This window comes from Pseudoalteromonas sp. SWXJZ10B (assembly GCF_015864475.1).
GTDB lineage: Bacteria > Pseudomonadota > Gammaproteobacteria > Enterobacterales > Alteromonadaceae > Pseudoalteromonas > Pseudoalteromonas arctica.
In genome coordinates, this window is sequence record NZ_JADYXD010000005.1 from 191,348 (window position 1) to 208,881 (window position 17,534).

A 17,534-nucleotide genomic window follows, 5' to 3' on the forward strand; every position below is an offset into this window, starting at 1 on the left:
GGAACTATTATGTCTGATATGACCCCAAGAGAAATTGTTCACGAGCTAGATCAGCACATTATAGGTCAGGCTAAAGCTAAAAAAGCAGTCGCTATTGCGCTTCGTAATCGCTGGCGCCGCATGCAATTAAATGAAGATTTACGCAGTGAAGTAACACCAAAAAATATATTAATGATTGGTCCAACAGGCGTAGGTAAAACAGAAATTGCCCGCCGTTTAGCAAAACTTGCTAACGCACCATTCATTAAAGTAGAAGCGACTAAATTCACTGAAGTTGGTTATGTTGGTAAAGAAGTAGATACGATCATACGTGACCTCGTTGATGTTTCAATTAAAATGACTCGCGAACAGCAAACTAAAAAGTTTAAACATCGCGCCGAAGAAGCAGCAGAAGAGCGTATTTTAGATGCCCTTTTACCACCTGCTAAAGATCAATATGGCGAAAGCCAACGCGACGATACTTCATCTACTCGCCAAACATTTCGTAAAAAATTACGTGAAGGTCAATTAGATGATAAAGAAATCGAGATTGAACTAGCGCAAGCTCAATCAAACGTAGAAATTATGGCGCCTCCTGGTATGGAAGATATGACCAACCAGTTACAAAGCATGTTTCAAAACATGGGCGGCGATAAACGCACTAAACGTAAGTTAAAAATTAAAGAAGCCTTCAAACTATTAACAGAAGAAGAAGCCGCTAAATTAGTAAACCCTGAAGAGCTAAAAGAACAAGCTATTTTTGCAGTAGAGCAAAACGGTATTGTGTTTATTGATGAAATAGACAAAATTTGTAAACGTGGTGATTCTTCAGGCCCTGATGTGAGCCGAGAAGGTGTTCAGCGCGACTTACTACCGCTAATTGAAGGCTCAACAGTAAACACTAAACACGGTATGGTTAAAACTGACCATATGTTGTTTATTGCCTCAGGTGCGTTCCAAATGTCTAAACCATCAGACATGATACCTGAGCTACAAGGTCGCTTACCGATTCGAGTAGAACTTGAGCCACTAACTGCAAATGACTTTAAACGTATCCTGACAGAGCCGCATGCATCGCTTACTGAGCAACAACGAGAGCTCCTTAAAACTGAGCAAGTAACGATTGAGTTTAGTGATGATGCTATTGAGCGTATTGCTAAGGCTGCGTGGCAAGTTAACGAAAAAACCGAAAACATCGGTGCTCGTCGCTTGCATACTGTGATGGAAAGATTGATGGAAGAAATTTCATACGATGCTTCTGAAAAAGCAGGTTCATCACTTGTTATTGACGCCGCTTACGTTGAAAAACATCTAGGTGCACTTGTTGAAGATGAAGACTTAAGCCGCTTCATTCTATAAAACGAATATAAACGTTATACTAAAAGCCTCCAGATTGGGGGCTTTTTAATGGGGTATATAAAATGAAACACGTTACAAAAGTGCATTACCACAGCGTGAGTAAAAATTTAGATGTTTATTTTGACGACGATAGCCAAGCAGTCTTTAGCTGTGAATTTTTACGCGTTCACTCTCCCTCTGCTGAAGTGCAAGGCCATGGCTCTGGCCCTATGAAATTGGTTTTAAATAAACAATCTGTAGGTATAAAAAACATAGTACCTGTTGGGCATTATGCACTGCGTTTAGATTTCGATGATGGTCACAATAGCGGACTGTTCAGTTGGAGTTACTTTGAAAAACTACAAGCGCAGCAACAAACGTTGAGCGATGAATATTCGGCACGCGTAGCCGAGCACGAACAAAACAAAAACAGTGTACCAATAAAGTTTATTCCTTAAACCTTATTGGTAACTTTAGGTGGGTATTTTTAGATTAGTTAACCTAAACCCTGGTTAAAATATTTACTATCCAGAGTTCAGGTTAGTTACACTTTAAACTTATCAATAGCGCTAAATAACACTCTAGCTTGCTCAGATACTTCTTCGCTAGTTTGGGCGTTTTTAGCAGCATGTTCAGTTGCATCTTGCGCAATGTCGCGAATTCTTACTACATTTTTATTAACCTCTGATGCCACTTGGCTTTGCTCGTCAATAGCAACCGCTATTTGAGAGCTCATTTCCATTATTGTTTGTACATCTTCAGTAATTGCGCCTAATAACTCACCTGCTTTAATTGCTTGCGAGGCACTTTCATCGCCTTGAGAACGACATTTGTGCATAATACTCACCACTTCTTGAGTACGCTGCTGCAAAGTACTTATAATACCTTCAATCTCGCTAGTAGACTCTTGAGTACGTTGTGCAAGGGAACGTACTTCATCTGCCACTACGGCAAAACCACGACCATACTCACCAGCACGTGCAGCTTCTATTGCCGCATTGAGCGCAAGTAAATTTGTTTGATCTGCAATCCCCCGAATTACATCAAGCACTGAACCAATTGTTTCGCCATCTTTTTCAAGTTGCGATACTACATTTGATGCATTCCCTAACGAATCAGACAAAGCCCTAATATGCTTAACGGTAGAGTCTACTTCGCTACGCCCTTGTTGAGCACTTAAGTTTGTTGATTCAGCTTTTTTAGCAGCCGCTTCAGTATTATGTGAAATATCCTGAATCGTCGCCTGCATTTCGGTGGCTGCAGTTGCAACCATGTCGGCCTCGTGTAATTGCTCTTGCATACCAGAGCTTGTTGCTGCGGTACTTTCTGATAAGTGTTCGGTTGCTACATTAAGTGTATTTAAAGCACTGTTAACTTCGTTAATTAAGTTTTTAAAATCGCCTATTAAGCTATTAAAGTCGACCGTCATCGTAGTGATTTCGTCTTTACCCGTTTGCTCTATCATTACGCTTAAATCATTATTACGACGAATATCGTTAATGGTATGATATACCCGCTCTATAGGCACAATAATCGAATGGCTCGTGAAATAAACCAACATTAAAACAATAATGCCAGCAATCACAAAAATAAGAATGGCTAAAAATTGTGCTTCCTCTACACTTTTTTCAACTTGTAGCTTTGTTTCTTTAACTATTTGAGTAACTATTGCATCGCTTTGATCTACGTTTTGCCTCATTACACCTAACGCTCCAGAGTTGAGGTCTAAACCTAATTCTGTTTGCGCTTGTATCAATGCTTTAAATTCATTTTGGTAAGTATTAATCAAAGGAAGTATTTGTGCTTTATAACTACTTAATAATTCAGCGGAAGTAATCTGCTGCTTAAACGTATCTATACCTTCATTGAAGCGCTCTAAATACTTACGATCAAATCTTAGCATGAAGTCTTTTTCTGATCGTCTAAGCTGCAACATAGATGATAAAAGTTTGTAGCTTTCTTGCTCTTTTAATAACTCTTCTACTTCATGCACTGCACTTCTGAGCTTACCGTATAGGCCATCTTTAGGATGTAATCCAATCTTTTTTTGCAGCTTAACAACAGAATTGAAGTCATTGTTATAACTATTAATTAGTTGTTCAAAATGTTGAACCTGTTCGGCAGAAATACCTTGTTGAACCATTAATTTTTTTAGCTTAGTAACTTTACTACTTAGTTGTACAAAATCTGTTTCAAATTCGGTTAATGCGTCTTTTTGTTTATAAAACAAAAAGTTTTTTTCGTGCTTACGCAGCGCTAGTGCATGGACATTAAGCTCTTCTGCTAATTGAATTGTCTTATTTAAACTAAGAGTTGTACGTGACTCATAAATAATCACACATAAAAGAACCACCATCGCTAAACCAACAACTACGGCGTTTAATTGTAAACGTCGTTTAATAGTCAAGTTTTGTAAAAAATCCATCGTAAATACCTTTATTAAATACGCATTTACATTATAGCTTATTGAGTATGGCTAAATTATAAACTTAATTTTTTTTTACTATTTTCAACCTTTTTAATTACCTGTGCTTTTTATTACCATTACTTTGCCATTATAAATTTACACTCCCCCACAAACCTTTATGTAACAACTCTGTATTACTCCACTGCTTTTTAACCAACCAATTAATTAATGGTGCAGGATCGCTTGGGTAATTTATTTGCTTATTTTGCGGAGCACTATTCCAGTCATCAAGAGCTTGCGGGTTCAAATAGTTCATAACATGTGCCATACCCATGGCAAACAAAGTTTGTGCATTTGCTGCTTGCTCAAACTGCCCATACAAGGGCTTTAATAGTAACTTTTTACCTAACTTAAGCGCTTCACTGGCAAGCTCAAATCCTGCATTACCAATAACACCACTGGTATTTGCTAAGTCATTTAAAAAGTCAGAACGTGAGGGGGTTCGCAAATGTATATGCCCAAAAGATTTATTACTGGCATGTGGGTGATAACAATAAAACTCTTTTTCGGGAAAGTCTTTTAAATAATCAACAACGCTATCTAAGTTTTCAAAAGGTAAATACACCAATACCTTATTCATTACTGCAACAGGGTTTTCATGATTATGATGAGCAATAAAAGGCGGTATTATGTTATTTGCAAATGGTTGCCAGTGTACACCTAAGTAAGTAGATGCTGGTGCGTAATGTTTAATGAGCGATTTTCTGAATATACCACGACCAAACATAGGTACATTATCTGACAAAAATGCAGCTTGATGACTAATGCCAATAACGGGTACGTCGGCTCTTTTTGCAGCCCATGCAGTAATGGGCTCAAAGTCATTAAGTACAAAGTCGTACTGTTTTACATCAAGCGATTTTATATCACTCACCAGCTTACAAACTCGTACATTTTTAAGTATTTTTAAATTTTTGACTTGCCCACATTCAGTACTAAACGATAAACCACGAAACGCTTTATAATCTGAAAATTCGTGCATATCAAAGTAATCTTTATTTGCACGCCCTGAAAAAACATAATCAACCTCAATACCGAGTTTAGTAAAGCAACTTGCCATAACGCGAGCGCGCGTTATATGTCCATTACCAGTGCCTTGTACTCCGTACAGTATTTTCATGCAGGCACCACGAGCGCTAACGCAAATAGGCCACAACAACTACCAATAGTTGCACCTAAAATAATATCTGCAGGAAAATGTACGCCTAATACAACACGAGAAATAGCCACACCAGCAGCCCAACTAAGTAGTAGCCATATATATTCAGGGAAAAAGTGACTTAGTATAATCGCAACTAAGAACGCTGCAGCGCTGTGGCCCGAGGGCAAACTAAATTTATCATTGGGTACTATGTAAGCATTTGTTACTAAGCAGTCGCATGGACGGATGCGGGCAAATCTATTTTTGGCCAGTAAGTAAATGGGCCTTTCTAAAGCAAAACCAACTAATATCGTTACAGGTAATAATTGTTGCTGCTCATTATTACTAAGCCACCACACCGCTAAACACACAAGTATGTAAAGTCCACCATCACCGCTTTTTGATAATCCAAACGCCATTGTTTTAAACCACTTCGGTGAGTTGCAATTAAACAGAGTTAAAAATAATTGCTCATCTAGCAGAGCTGCCTTTTTAAACATATTATTGTTATACATCACTTCCCCTCATTGCATAATATATGAACACCGATTTAGCTTATGTGTTGTAAATAACAATTGAGTGACGCTTTTAAGACACTATTATTGCGATTAATGATTTAGCGCTTGTTTTGTCTAAATTTACTGCGATTAAGTCGTTGTTATTGCTTATAAGGAGGGTATACTGAGGTATAAATTAATGTACCTTTTGAGGATAAAATAATGGATTACAGCACTTCTGATTTATGTGACCACTTTGCTGATGTGGTTGACGTGCTAGAGCCAATGTTCATCAACTTTGGTGGTCGACACAGCTTTGGTGGCCGCATTAAAACGGTTAAATGTTTTGAAAATAATGAACTGATCCGCGAATTACTTTCTCAAGACGGTACAGACTTAGTGCTTCTTATTGACGGTGGTGGCTCAACTCGCCGTGCACTTATTGATATTGAATTGGCCGAACTTGCACTTGAAAACAACTGGAATGGTATTGTTGTTTACGGCGCAGTACGCCACGTTGATGAGCTTGAAGAACTTGATTTAGGCATTCAAGCAATTGCTTCCATTCCTGTTGCAGCTGACAGTGAAGGTGCTGGCGAGGATGCTATTGGCGTTAACTTTGCCGGTGTATCATTTTTTGATGATGACTTTATTTATGCTGATAGTACTGGCATTGTTTTATCTGCAGAAGAATTAGAATTGGAAGTTGTAGAAGTATAACGTGACCTCCTATTTAAAAGTATATGATGAAAGCGCGGTTAGAGCACTTTGCTCTAGCCGCGTAAATGAAAAAAAAGCATGGCAATCAATGGCCTTGCTAGACACTCAAGTAAACCTGCAACAAGCACTTATTGACGCAGCTCAATTTGGCATTCGCTACGTACTTCTTGGTATTTGCGAAGATATTGGCCCAAAAGCAAATTTAGGAAATGGCGGTGCAAACGAAGCATGGTCTGCTTTTTTAAAACGTTTTTTAAACCAACCTCATAATCAATTTATTGCCACTCAAAAAGTACTTTTATTGGGTGAAGTAAATACTGATGATTTAATGGCGCAAAGTAGCCAACTCGATAATCAACAAGCCCAACAGTTAACTCAACTACGAGATTTATGCCAACAACTTGATGAACGCGTAGAGTCAGTATTAAGCCTTATTTTTAAAGCTGGGCTTGAGCCAATAGTTATTGGCGGGGGTCATAATAATTGCTTGGGAATTATTCGTGCGCTAAGTAAGTCAAAAAACACGCCTATAAATGCCATTAACTTTGACCCTCATGCAGACTTTAGAGAATGTGAAGGTCGTCATAGTGGTAATGGGTTTCGCTACGCATATAACGAGCAACATCTAAGTAATTACCATGTTATTGGCTTGCATGAATTAAAAAACAATCAAGCAATTATAGATGCAATGAGTGAAGCTGACTTTAAGTTTGATAGCTATCAATCAATACACGTTAAGCGAAAAGTAACGCTTACGCAGGCAATTGAAAACGCACTGAATAATTTTAACGATTTACCACTGGGTATTGAAGTTGATTTAGACAGCATTACTTACATGCCTGTTAGTGCGTACACATGCTGTGGATTTAGTGTAAGCGATACCGAGCACTTTGTACATTTAGCTGCAAGTAACCGCCACGCTAAGTATTTACACTTGTGTGAAGCCGCTCCCAGCCAGCATCCTAATGGAGTAGAAACGGGTATTACGCATGTAGGGCAAGTAATCAGTGCGCTTGTAAATAGTTACCTACAAGCCAAAGAAAACACCTAACGCTGCTGCGCTTGTCGCCACTCTTTTAGCCAGCTCATCAAACCAATGCTACTTAGCGGGTGACCAAAATAATAACCCTGGGCTGCATAACCTTTTAAGCTTTTTACAAACTTAAGTTGCTCAAGCGTTTCTACCCCTTCAAAAATCACTTTTGTTTTTTGTTGGCTATGCATTTCGACCATTCCACCAACTAAACTACGTATATTATTTTGATTACTAAAATCAGCCGTAAGTGAAGGTGAAACCTTAATATATTCAACCGCTAAACTAGGCAGTTTAGAGAGCAATACAGGATTATCGCCCAGTCCATCAACACACACTTTCAAGCCAATATTATTAAGCCTTGCGATCATGCCTCTGCCTTTGTCATCTAAACCAGCAAAAATATGCAAAGGACATTCAACAATTAAGTCGCCTGCTTCTAAATGGTGCTCGCTTATAACAACATCGACAAATTCTACAAACTCTTCATTTAGCATTTCAGGGCCAAATACGTTAATGCTAAGCGGTATAGAAATACCTTCTACTCTAAGCGCCATTGCAAGCTCAGCAGCTCGCTCTATTACAAACTTAGCAAGCGGATAACCAAGCCCTGCAATTCTAATATCATCAATAAAACGATTAGCCGATAAAATCCCTTGTTTAGGATGTTGCCAACGCAGCAGTAATTCTAAAAACTCAATTTGACCGTTTTCATTACAGATAATAGGTTGAAAATAAAGCTCTAATTCGCTCGAGAAATCAATGTTAGCAAGCTCTTTTAACCGCGCTTGTTGCTCTCGCAGTTCAATCATCATCTGTTGATGGTAAGGCACAACTCTACGATCTGGATGGCTATCGAGTGCTAAGTATGCGTACGATATTAAATTATCAAAGTTATTATCTTGCTCATTACAATCAACATAACTCGCCCTAGCCTTAACCTCTACAGTACAATTAGCAACATTAAACGGCTTAAGTGTCGCGCCAAGTATTTGTTCTATAACCAGTTCATGTAAGTGTTTTTGATTTGCAAAGCTACAAATAAATGCAAAGTTGAGACCCTCTAAGTGGGCTAGCTTTTCTTGCCCTACTAAAGTTACTATTTCGTCACTTGAAAGCAGCTCTTTTATTCTGTTAGCCGATTGCGCTAAAAGTATATCGCCAAAGTCGCGTCCAATATGCTGGTTAACTTGCTCAAATCCTTCAAGACGAATAACGACTAATGCGGCGCTTACTTGTTTGTTATTGCACCATGCGTAGTAACCTTGGCGTAACTGTTTTCTATCTGCAAAAACCGAAAGCGGAGATTCTTCGATAAATGCGTCATCTACAGGTTCTGCCTCTATAACAACTTGTGCATCGGCGCTTTCGTCATTTAAAAAGCCAACAATAGCCAATAATAATATTGCCAACACAACCCAAAATAACGGAACTTCTAATAATAAATGAGCTGAAAATAACACAACAAATAAAAGCCCCGCCGTGGAGCTAGTAATTATCATACTCCAATTATTTCGCTCAAATGCTTGCCATAAATGAAAACAAAAGCCAAAGGCAAGTAAAATGGCCAGCCAAGCTGCACCGCTACTTAAAATAGCTAAACCAATAGCTGCGGTGCATAAATAACTAAATTTAATACTGGCATTTTTAACGGCAAATAAAGTGGCAATCATTGCCATTAATAGTGCACCACTAAAAAATATTGGGAAGTTACTGTCGGTTAGTATGTTCAAATTAACGGCATCCGTATTCGCTAAAAAAGTTAAAAATAGGTTATATTTGGGTGAAAATAATACAAACTAATTAATTCTACCCAAAATCCATAAATTTAACAGTTTATTTACGCCAAATTGGTAACTTAATTGTGATGGATGGCTTATTTGCCAATGTGCAATATCGGCTCTTGCACCGAGCTTTAAAACACCACGATCTTCTAGCCCAAGAGCTTTAGCTGCATTAACAGTAACACCTGCTAATGCTTGTTCAGGCGTTAATCTAAATAATGTGCACGCCATGTTCATCATCAAGTGCACTGAGCACAGCGGTGAAGTACCAGGATTAAAGTCACTCGCGATAGCTATAGATACTTTATATTGTTTAAGTAACTCAATAGGTGGGAACTTTGTTTCTCGTAAAAAGTAAAACGCACCGGGTAATAACACTGCAACAGTACCTGCTTGTGCCATCGCTTTTACACCGTCCTCATCAAGATACTCAATATGATCTGCCGAAAGGCCATTAAACTGCGCCACCAGCTCAGCACCATGTTGATTAGATAACTGCTCAGCATGGCATTTTACTGGGAGGTTATGTTTTGCAGCGGCTTCAAAAACACGTTTGGTTTGCGAATAACTAAACCCTACATTTTCACAAAATACATCGACTGCATCAGCTAGGTTATTAGCCACAACTTGATCAAGCATGTCAGTACACACTAAATCAATATATTCATCAGCACGGTCTTTGTATTCAGCCGGCAATGCATGAGCCCCTAAAAAAGTAGTTTTGATATCAATAGGATGGTGTTCACCTAATAAACGAGCAACTTCTAATATTTTCACTTCGTTTTCAGTATCTAATCCATAGCCCGACTTTATTTCTACTGTGGTTACACCTTCTTTTAATAAAGTATTTAAACGGTCTTTTGCATCAACAAACAATTGTTCACGGTCGGCTGCTCTAGTCGCTTTAACGGTACTGGCTATGCCACCGCCTTGTGCTGCTATTTCCTCATAGCTTACACCCTGCAAGCGCTGCTCAAACTCTTGAGATCTTGAGCCTGCAAATACTAAGTGCGTATGACAATCTATTAGACCTGGTGTTAACCATTGTCCTTTTACACTTAATGTCGGCGTTGCAAACACATCAAAGCTTGGCAATGTTGATTGCTCTCCAATCCACGCAATTTTGCCATTTTTGATTGCTATAGCCGCATTTTCGATCGCACCATAAGGGGCATTTATATTGCTATCCATAGTGGCAATATTGGCGTCGGTTAAAAGTAAATCGATTTCTTCTAACTCATAACTTTGTATATTACTTTGCATGTGCAGCCCTTTTGCGCCGTGTAGTGATTGAAATATAGTCTAACAACACACCTTGTATATACAAGGTAATTATGTCATCTTATTTATATCGTTTATTTTTATATTTAGCCGTTAATTTAATGACAACACCCAAATTTGCGCAAATAAAACAATTCATTGTTGATAAGATTCGCAGTGGTACATGGCAAGAAAACCAACGTGTTCCCTCTGAAAACGAGCTAAGTAGCCAATTTAGTGTAAGTAGGATGACAGCCCGTCGTGCGCTCAGTGAATTAACTGAGGCAGGTATTTTAACCCGCAGCCAAGGGCTAGGTACATTTGTAGCTACATTTAAGTCGCAGTCATCGTTACTCGAAATAAAAAATATTGCTGATGAAGTAAAAGAACGTAACGGCAACTACACCTGTAGTGTACTCATACTTGAATCAATAAATGCAGTCGCACCTATTGCCATTGCGCTTGGTGTTGAGATTGACAGTGTTGTATATCGAAGTGTACTCGTTCATAACGAAAACGACAGCCCCTTGCAGTTAGAGGAGCGTTTTGTAAACCCTGCGCTTGCCGCTGGTTACTTACAACAAGATTTTAGCACGCTTACACCTCATGAGTATTTATCTAGTGTTGCACCACTTACTCAAGCAAGGCATACCGTAGAGGCCATAATGCCAAACAGCGAAATGTGCCAATGGCTAAACTTATATAACGAAGAGCCATGCTTGCAAGTTATTCGACGCACATGGTCTGTTAATGGCATTGTAAGCTTTGCCCGCCTAGTATCACCAGGCAGTAAATATCGCTTAGGTGGTCACTTAACATTTAAAAAATAACAAACAATAGCGCTTACTGCGCTTTTTTTATAACAAATCACCTTGTATATACAACAGGAGCAAAACATGAACAACCGACTCGATACAAGTCGCGTAATACGTGCACCTCATGGCGATAAAATAAGCGCTAAAAGCTGGCAAACTGAAGCCGCTAAGCGCATGCTAATGAATAATTTAGATCCTGAAGTTGCAGAGCATCCTCATGCTCTTGTTGTATATGGTGGTATTGGCCGAGCAGCCCGCGATTGGCCAAGTTATGACAAAATTATAGAAACCCTCGACAGACTCGAAAATGACGAAACCCTACTTGTACAATCAGGAAAGCCAGTAGGTGTATTTAAAACTCACAGTAATGCACCGCGTGTACTTATTGCCAACTCAAACCTAGTTCCACACTGGGCAAATTGGGAACATTTTAACGAGCTAGATAAAAAAGGCTTGATGATGTACGGCCAAATGACGGCAGGCTCTTGGATTTATATTGGCTCGCAAGGCATAGTACAAGGCACTTACGAGACCTTTATAGCTATGGCAAAACAGCACTTTTCGGGCAGTGCTAAAGGCAAATGGGTATTAACAGGTGGCCTTGGTGGTATGGGCGGCGCACAACCGCTTGCCGCTACAATGGCAGGGTTTAGTGCACTTGTTGTTGAATGTGATGAAAGCCGTATCGATTTTCGTATAAAAACAGGCTACGTTGATGTAAAAGCAACAGATCTTGAACATGCATTGCAATTAATAACCAATGCATGCATAAAAGGTGAGGCCCTCTCAGTGGGTTTACTTGGTAACGCTGCCGATGTATTTAGCACACTCGTTAAAACAGGTATTACCCCAGATGTAGTTACAGATCAAACATCAGCTCACGATCCTCTCAATGGATACTTGCCACAAGGTTGGACTATGGATCACGCAGCAGAAATGCGTGAGCAAGATCCAACAGCTGTAGTAAAAGCGGCTAAACAATCAATGGCAGTTCAAGTTAAAGCAATGTTGGCGCTGCAAAAAGCGGGGGCAGCAACAACAGACTATGGCAATAATATTCGCCAAATGGCGTTTGACGAAGGCGTTACCAACGCGTTTGATTTTCCTGGGTTTGTACCCGCCTATATTCGCCCTTTATTTTGTGAAGGTATTGGCCCATTTAGATGGGTTGCTTTATCGGGCGATCCAGAAGATATTTATAAAACCGATGCAAAAGTAAAAGAGCTTATTCCTGATGATGCACATTTGCATAATTGGCTTGATATGGCGCGTGAGCGCATTCAATTTCAAGGGCTACCTGCACGTATTTGTTGGGTAGGTTTAAAAGATAGAGCACGCCTTGCATTGGCCTTTAACGAAATGGTTAAAAATGGCGAACTTAAAGCCCCTATCGTTATTGGTCGTGACCACCTCGACTCGGGCTCAGTTGCCAGCCCTAACCGCGAAACAGAAAGTATGAAAGATGGCTCAGATGCGGTATCGGACTGGCCATTACTCAATGCACTGCTTAATACGGCAAGTGGCGCTACTTGGGTGTCTCTTCATCATGGTGGCGGTGTAGGTATGGGGTTTAGTCAGCACTCTGGTGTGGTTATTGTTGCCGATGGTACAAATGAAGCTAAAGAGCGTATTGCTCGCGTACTTTGGAACGACCCTGCAACAGGTGTAATGCGCCATGCTGATGCTGGGTACGACATAGCAAAGAACTGCGCCAAAGAACAAAATTTAGACCTACCTATGCTAAACGAGGAATGATCATGTTCGAACTTACTCTCACACCAGGCTCACTTAATTTAAACACACTGAGAAAAATTAATAATTCACCGGTAAAGTTAAGCCTTGCAAAGCATGCTGAATCGCAAATAGCAGCAAGCGCGCAAACCGTTCAAAACGTTATTAATGAGCACCGCACTGTATACGGGATTAATACCGGGTTTGGGTTATTAGCTAATACCAAAATAGCCGACGACGAACTTGAATTATTACAGCGCTCCATTGTGCTTTCACACGCTGCGGGCATTGGCGAATACATGGATGACAGCACAGTAAGGTTAATGATCACCTTAAAAGTAAACTCGCTTTCGCGCGGCTACTCGGGTATTCGCCTGCAAATAATCCAATTTTTTATGCAGCTGCTTAGTAGCGAAGTATATCCGTGCGTGCCTAAAAAGGGCTCTGTGGGGGCATCGGGGGATTTAGCCCCTCTTGCGCATATGTGCCTACCTTTATTAGCTGAAGGTCAAATGCGACATAAAGGAAAAATAATTAGTGCAGCACAAGGGTTAAAAATAGCGGGGCTTGAACCTCTTACCCTTGCAGCTAAAGAAGGCTTAGCATTATTAAATGGCACACAAGCGTCGACTGCGTTTGCACTACAAGGCCTATTTAGAAGCGAGAACTTATATGCACAAAGCTGCGTTATCGGCTCGATAAGCATAGAAGCAGCAATGGGTAGTCGCGCGCCATTTGATGCACGTATTCATGATATTCGTGGTCAGCGCGGACAAATAGACACCGCTCAAGTATTTAGAGAGCTACTCGATACGCACTCTCAAATTAGTGATTCCCACGTAAATTGTGAAAAAGTACAAGATCCATACTGCCTTCGCTGCCAACCTCAAGTGCTAGGAGCTTGCCTAACTCAGATACGCCAAGCCGCAGAAGTATTGTTATGTGAGTCAAACGGTGTAACCGATAATCCGCTAGTTTTTGCCGATGTAGGCGACATAATATCGGGAGGTAACTTTCATGCAGAGCCAGTTGCAATGGCCGCCGATAACTTAGCTATCGCAATTGCCGAAATTGGTGCATTAGCAGAAAGGCGAATTGCATTACTTATCGATTCAAACCTATCCAAATTACCGCCATTTTTAGTTGAAAACGGCGGGGTAAATTCAGGTTTTATGATTGCTCAAGTTACCGCTGCAGCGCTTGCGTCAGAAAACAAATCATTAGCACATCCGGCTTCGGTCGATAGCTTGCCTACATCTGCAAATCAAGAAGATCATGTATCTATGGCAACCTTTGCAGCAAGGCGCTTAGATGAAATGGCCAATAATACCCAAGGCGTTTTGGCAATAGAATGGTTAGCATCGGTTCAAGGGCTAGAATTTAGAAAGCCGCTTGAACCATCACATAAAGTGCAAAGCGCTAAAGCGTTATTACGCGAGCATGTGAGTTATTATGATAAAGACCGCTACTTTGCTCCCGATATCGAAGCTGCTAATACATTACTAAGTGAAGGTAAGCTATGCGACTTCATAGAGAGCAGCCCCCTGCCTTCAGCATATTAAATACCATATTGGTAAGTAAAGCCTAGCGCTTCAATAGCTGAGCCAATAACTTTGCGCTCAGCTTTATCATCACTGGTAAAGCGTGGTAACTCGCCACCATGTTCTGCACACTTCACTGCGTAGTATTCAGCTTTTGTTGGGTGCGCAGGATTAACAACATTATAAATATTTTGCCCTACTTGCCAGTGCTCTATCACCGCAAAAACAGCATTAATTACATCTTGTTGATGCACCATATTTACTACTTGCTCACTTGATGTATTAAGCTCTTTGCCTGCCACAAAACGACCCGGTTCTCTATTAGGCCCTAGTAATCCAGCTAAACGCAGCACTTTCCCGTCTTGCTCAAGTACTTGCTCTTCTGCCTCATAGAGCTTTATTTGGCGCTCGTTTGTGCATGAAATATCGCAACTTTCGCTATATACACCAGGCTCTTGATCGTATACCCCGGTTGATGAGCATAATAAAAAGCCCTTTGCGTTTAACTCCTTTGAGAGCTTAAGCGCTGCGGTGAGTGTTTCAGGATAATTACTTTCACTGTCCCTGCTACGTGGTGGAATAGCACATACCCAATAAGCATTTTGTAAATCAACTTGATGTCTTAATTGCCCATCTTCAAGTGTAAACTGACGCTCAAAATCAAACTCGTGTATATCTGTTCTATGCGTTCCTTGTACTTGCCAATCAGCTTTTTGCGCACTTACGCATAAAGCATGTCCTAACCAACCTGCACCTAATACTACTAATTTATTACTTTTATTTGTCATTTTTGTATAAGCCTTTATTTTAAACGCATAATTAGTTCTTTCTATCTAACTTTATAGAGATTTTAAGTAAGATATGATTAGATATAATTTCATAAATAATAAAAATATGCGCACTCATGCTAAATAATTTATCATTACGGAAGAAAATATTATTATTGATTGGTGGAACAATTACCGTTTTACTAATTATCGCCTCAACATTCTTTGTTAAACACATTGCCAACCTCTCTAGAGAAAACATAGAAAACGAAGCACAAAGTTATCTACAGACCGAGCAACTTTCAATGCAAAGTTACTTTGCAATGTACGGTAAAATGGTATCAACCTTTGTTAATAACCCACATTTAATCAACTTTTTTGAAAATTGGGATACTCGCGATCAAGCACTCGAAAGCGCGCCAGGTTACAACGAAGTAAACCAAGACTTTGTGCGTTTAAGCTCAAACGACGAAAACATTTTATCGGCCTTTTTTGCCTCAGCAACCACCGGTGAATACTTTAAAGAAAATGAACGTACAAGTCACTACAACGGCCAGCCTTATTACGCCTACAAGCGTGGTTGGTGGCAAGAAGCCATGCAAGTTAACAAACTTTATGTAGGTCCAATCTCTGTTGATTTAACCACAGGCGTAGCATCTGCAGTAGTACAACAACCTGTTTATAACGCACAGCGTAAACTCATTGGTATGGGCGGTGTTGATTTACAACTAAACAAAATTAACGACATGGTCGAAAATATTCGCTTTAACGGCCAAGGTTATGGATTTTTACTCGATGGAAATCAAAAAGTAGTTCACTTTTCAAAAGCCACTGGACACAAACTTTCAATTACAGATGAAGGTGCAAACGGTAAAGAAGGACTCGATGCGCTTGAGCAACAATTTACAGATACAGCAGGCTTTAAAGAATTAAATACACAAATGCGAAATAACCTTAAAGGCAGCCAAATGGTTACTTTTAAAGGTGAGCAGTTTTATGTGGTTTACCATCGCTTACAGCTAGATCAGCCTTATATAGATTGGTATGTAGGTCTACTTATTCCTACTAGCATGATTGAAGAGCCCGTAAATGCCGCAGTAACCGCAACAACAACTGCAGTAGTTATTATCTTAATTATTATATTAGCCATGATTTTATGGGCTACCCATATGATTTCAAAACCCATCACAACACTTACGCACATTATGCGTGATATAGCATCGGGTGAAGGCGACCTTACTCAAAAAATTGATATTAATAGCCAAGATGAAGTGGGACAGCTGGCCAATCATATGAACACTTTTATTGATAAATTACGCGCCATGATGCTAGAAACCGCAGCGCAAGCAGAACAGCTAAGTAATGCAGCAGCTCAGCTAAGACATGTTTCTGAGCAAACTAATTCTGAAATTCAGCAAGAGAAGCAGCAAGTTGATAGCGTCAGCGCCGCGGTAACTGAAATGGCGACTACTGTGCTTGAAATATCACGTAATGCACAACATACAAATAATGCAGCTGAAGAAGTTCAGGCAATTACAGCTGAAGGTGCAAGCCGTTCTACACAGGCGCAAAAAGTAATGACTGAACTTGCGCTACATATTGGCGAAGCATCTAAAGTGGTAGCAGGCCTTGAGCAAGAAAGTAATAATATTGGTGCGCTAGTCGACGTAATTAATTCAATAGCCGATCAAACCAACTTACTTGCACTTAATGCAGCTATAGAGGCAGCTCGTGCCGGTGAACACGGTCGAGGCTTTGCCGTTGTTGCTGATGAAGTACGCTCACTAGCAAGTCGCACACAAGAATCAACTGACGATATTCGTAATATGATTTCGCGCTTGCAGCAAATAGCTCAACAGGCCTCAGTGATGATGCAACAAGGACAAGATCAAACCGAGGGCTCAGTACTGCAAACTAAAGAAGTACTTAGTTCACTTCACAATATTGCGCAGTCGGTCACTAAAGTACAAGACCAAAGTCATCAAATAGCAACGTCAACTGAGGAGCAAACAGTCGTTGCTGAAGATATTAATACGAGCCTTTCGGCAATTAATAACTTAGTGAACAGTACCGCTGATCATGCACATACCCTCGCTGACGAAGCTCGTGACTTAAGTGATCTAGCTGCGGCACTTAACAAAACGGTTAACCAATTTAAATTATAAAACACTCATTTAATAGCTGTGTTTAAGCGTCAAACTTAAGCGCAGCTATAACCCTTGTTTTTAATTTATTTAGCACCATATCTTTACAGTTCGCTACTATTTTTACTGTAATTGAGTAATACAAAGTTATTTTTACGAACCAGATCAAATTTTTCGATTTTATACACAGATCTTTTTATTGAGATAGTTTGTTGTTTGGCAGAGTCTGGTATAGTAGCGCACGTAATAAACAGTGCTTTTTGAGCGGTTTAATACAATATTGCTAATTAATATGTTCTAAGTGTTATTTAAAAGCA

General features: G+C 39.9%; 14 protein-coding genes. 8 read left to right on the forward strand and 6 right to left on the reverse strand.

Annotation, left to right across the window (positions count from 1 at the left end):
* The first annotated feature begins 9 nt into the window (after positions 1-9).
* Together hslU and I6F54_RS06975 are read left to right on the forward strand one after the other, a co-directional pair.
* Positions 10-1,338 (forward strand): HslU--HslV peptidase ATPase subunit, encoded by a 1,329-nt coding sequence (hslU, locus tag I6F54_RS06970; RefSeq protein WP_197140492.1) that lies wholly within the window; start codon positions 10-12, stop codon positions 1,336-1,338.
* Between the two features lie 62 nt (positions 1,339-1,400).
* Complete coding sequence (locus I6F54_RS06975; RefSeq protein ID WP_010553804.1) at positions 1,401-1,775, forward strand: gamma-butyrobetaine hydroxylase-like domain-containing protein; 375 nt, start codon at positions 1,401-1,403, stop codon at positions 1,773-1,775.
* Between the two features lie 86 nt (positions 1,776-1,861).
* Here I6F54_RS06975 and I6F54_RS06980 read toward each other — a convergent pair whose 3' ends face one another.
* From I6F54_RS06980 to I6F54_RS06990, 3 genes are all read right to left on the reverse strand, one after another.
* Positions 1,862-3,742, reverse strand: a complete 1,881-nt coding sequence (locus I6F54_RS06980) for a methyl-accepting chemotaxis protein (RefSeq protein ID WP_197140494.1) — start codon at positions 3,740-3,742, stop codon at positions 1,862-1,864.
* A gap of 130 nt (positions 3,743-3,872) precedes the next feature.
* Complete coding sequence (locus tag I6F54_RS06985; protein WP_197140496.1) at positions 3,873-4,904, reverse strand: MJ1255/VC2487 family glycosyltransferase; 1,032 nt, start codon at positions 4,902-4,904, stop codon at positions 3,873-3,875.
* Positions 4,901-5,440 (reverse strand): phosphatase PAP2 family protein, encoded by a 540-nt coding sequence (locus I6F54_RS06990; RefSeq protein ID WP_197140498.1) that lies wholly within the window; start codon positions 5,438-5,440, stop codon positions 4,901-4,903. The genes I6F54_RS06985 and I6F54_RS06990 overlap by 4 nt, the downstream gene beginning before the upstream one ends.
* Positions 5,441-5,644: 204 nt before the next feature.
* Between I6F54_RS06990 and rraA the strand changes: the two genes are divergently transcribed.
* Both rraA and I6F54_RS07000 read left to right on the forward strand, forming a co-directional pair.
* The gene (rraA, locus tag I6F54_RS06995; protein WP_002959955.1) at positions 5,645-6,142 is read left to right on the forward strand and encodes a ribonuclease E activity regulator RraA; all 498 of its coding nucleotides are present in this window, start codon (positions 5,645-5,647) and stop codon (positions 6,140-6,142) included.
* 1 nt (position 6,143) lies between these two features.
* Entirely contained in the window at positions 6,144-7,193 is a 1,050-nt protein-coding gene (locus I6F54_RS07000) for a formimidoylglutamase (protein WP_197140500.1), read from the forward strand.
* On the opposite strand, the gene I6F54_RS07005 is transcribed toward I6F54_RS07000, so the two are convergent.
* Positions 7,190-8,854 (reverse strand): EAL domain-containing protein, encoded by a 1,665-nt coding sequence (locus I6F54_RS07005; RefSeq protein ID WP_197140541.1) that lies wholly within the window; start codon positions 8,852-8,854, stop codon positions 7,190-7,192. The two genes, I6F54_RS07000 and I6F54_RS07005, sit on opposite strands and share 4 nt — an antisense overlap.
* A gap of 120 nt (positions 8,855-8,974) precedes the next feature.
* Positions 8,975-10,222, reverse strand: coding sequence for an imidazolonepropionase (gene hutI, locus I6F54_RS07010; RefSeq protein ID WP_197140502.1), 1,248 nt, complete (start codon positions 10,220-10,222; stop codon positions 8,975-8,977).
* A gap of 119 nt (positions 10,223-10,341) precedes the next feature.
* On the opposite strand from hutI, the gene hutC reads away from it, so the two are divergent.
* The 3 genes from hutC (at position 10,342) to hutH (ending at position 14,327) form a co-directional block, all read left to right on the forward strand.
* Positions 10,342-11,049, forward strand: a complete 708-nt coding sequence (hutC, locus tag I6F54_RS07015) for a histidine utilization repressor (RefSeq protein ID WP_024600420.1) — start codon at positions 10,342-10,344, stop codon at positions 11,047-11,049.
* Between the two features lie 66 nt (positions 11,050-11,115).
* Positions 11,116-12,789, forward strand: coding sequence for a urocanate hydratase (gene hutU, locus I6F54_RS07020; RefSeq protein ID WP_197140504.1), 1,674 nt, complete (start codon positions 11,116-11,118; stop codon positions 12,787-12,789).
* A gap of 2 nt (positions 12,790-12,791) precedes the next feature.
* A complete protein-coding gene (hutH, locus tag I6F54_RS07025) occupies positions 12,792-14,327 on the forward strand; it encodes a histidine ammonia-lyase (protein WP_165739477.1) in 1,536 nt (511 codons plus the stop codon).
* On the opposite strand, the gene I6F54_RS07030 is transcribed toward hutH, so the two are convergent.
* Positions 14,324-15,094, reverse strand: a complete 771-nt coding sequence (locus I6F54_RS07030) for an NADP-binding protein (RefSeq protein WP_165728100.1) — start codon at positions 15,092-15,094, stop codon at positions 14,324-14,326. The genes hutH and I6F54_RS07030 overlap by 4 nt on opposite strands.
* A gap of 116 nt (positions 15,095-15,210) precedes the next feature.
* On the opposite strand from I6F54_RS07030, the gene I6F54_RS07035 reads away from it, so the two are divergent.
* Positions 15,211-17,238: a methyl-accepting chemotaxis protein gene (locus tag I6F54_RS07035; protein WP_165728099.1), complete on the forward strand. Its 2,028-nt coding sequence runs from the start codon at positions 15,211-15,213 to the stop codon at positions 17,236-17,238.
* The last annotated feature ends 296 nt before the right edge of the window (positions 17,239-17,534 follow it).

Coding starts and splice junctions, on each gene's coding strand:
- hutC (WP_024600420.1), top strand. CDS start 10,342: ATGACAACACCCAAATTTGCGCAAATAAAACAATTCATTGTTGATAAG.
- hutU (WP_197140504.1), top strand. CDS start 11,116: ATGAACAACCGACTCGATACAAGTCGCGTAATACGTGCACCTCATGGC.
- rraA (WP_002959955.1), top strand. CDS start 5,645: ATGGATTACAGCACTTCTGATTTATGTGACCACTTTGCTGATGTGGTT.
- I6F54_RS06980 (WP_197140494.1), bottom strand. CDS start 3,742: ATGGATTTTTTACAAAACTTGACTATTAAACGACGTTTACAATTAAAC.
- I6F54_RS07035 (WP_165728099.1), top strand. CDS start 15,211: ATGCTAAATAATTTATCATTACGGAAGAAAATATTATTATTGATTGGT.
- I6F54_RS07030 (WP_165728100.1), bottom strand. CDS start 15,094: ATGACAAATAAAAGTAATAAATTAGTAGTATTAGGTGCAGGTTGGTTA.
- hslU (WP_197140492.1), top strand. CDS start 10: ATGTCTGATATGACCCCAAGAGAAATTGTTCACGAGCTAGATCAGCAC.
- I6F54_RS06990 (WP_197140498.1), bottom strand. CDS start 5,440: ATGTATAACAATAATATGTTTAAAAAGGCAGCTCTGCTAGATGAGCAA.
- hutI (WP_197140502.1), bottom strand. CDS start 10,222: ATGCAAAGTAATATACAAAGTTATGAGTTAGAAGAAATCGATTTACTT.
- I6F54_RS06985 (WP_197140496.1), bottom strand. CDS start 4,904: ATGAAAATACTGTACGGAGTACAAGGCACTGGTAATGGACATATAACG.
- I6F54_RS06975 (WP_010553804.1), top strand. CDS start 1,401: ATGAAACACGTTACAAAAGTGCATTACCACAGCGTGAGTAAAAATTTA.
- hutH (WP_165739477.1), top strand. CDS start 12,792: ATGTTCGAACTTACTCTCACACCAGGCTCACTTAATTTAAACACACTG.
- I6F54_RS07005 (WP_197140541.1), bottom strand. CDS start 8,854: ATGGCAATGATTGCCACTTTATTTGCCGTTAAAAATGCCAGTATTAAA.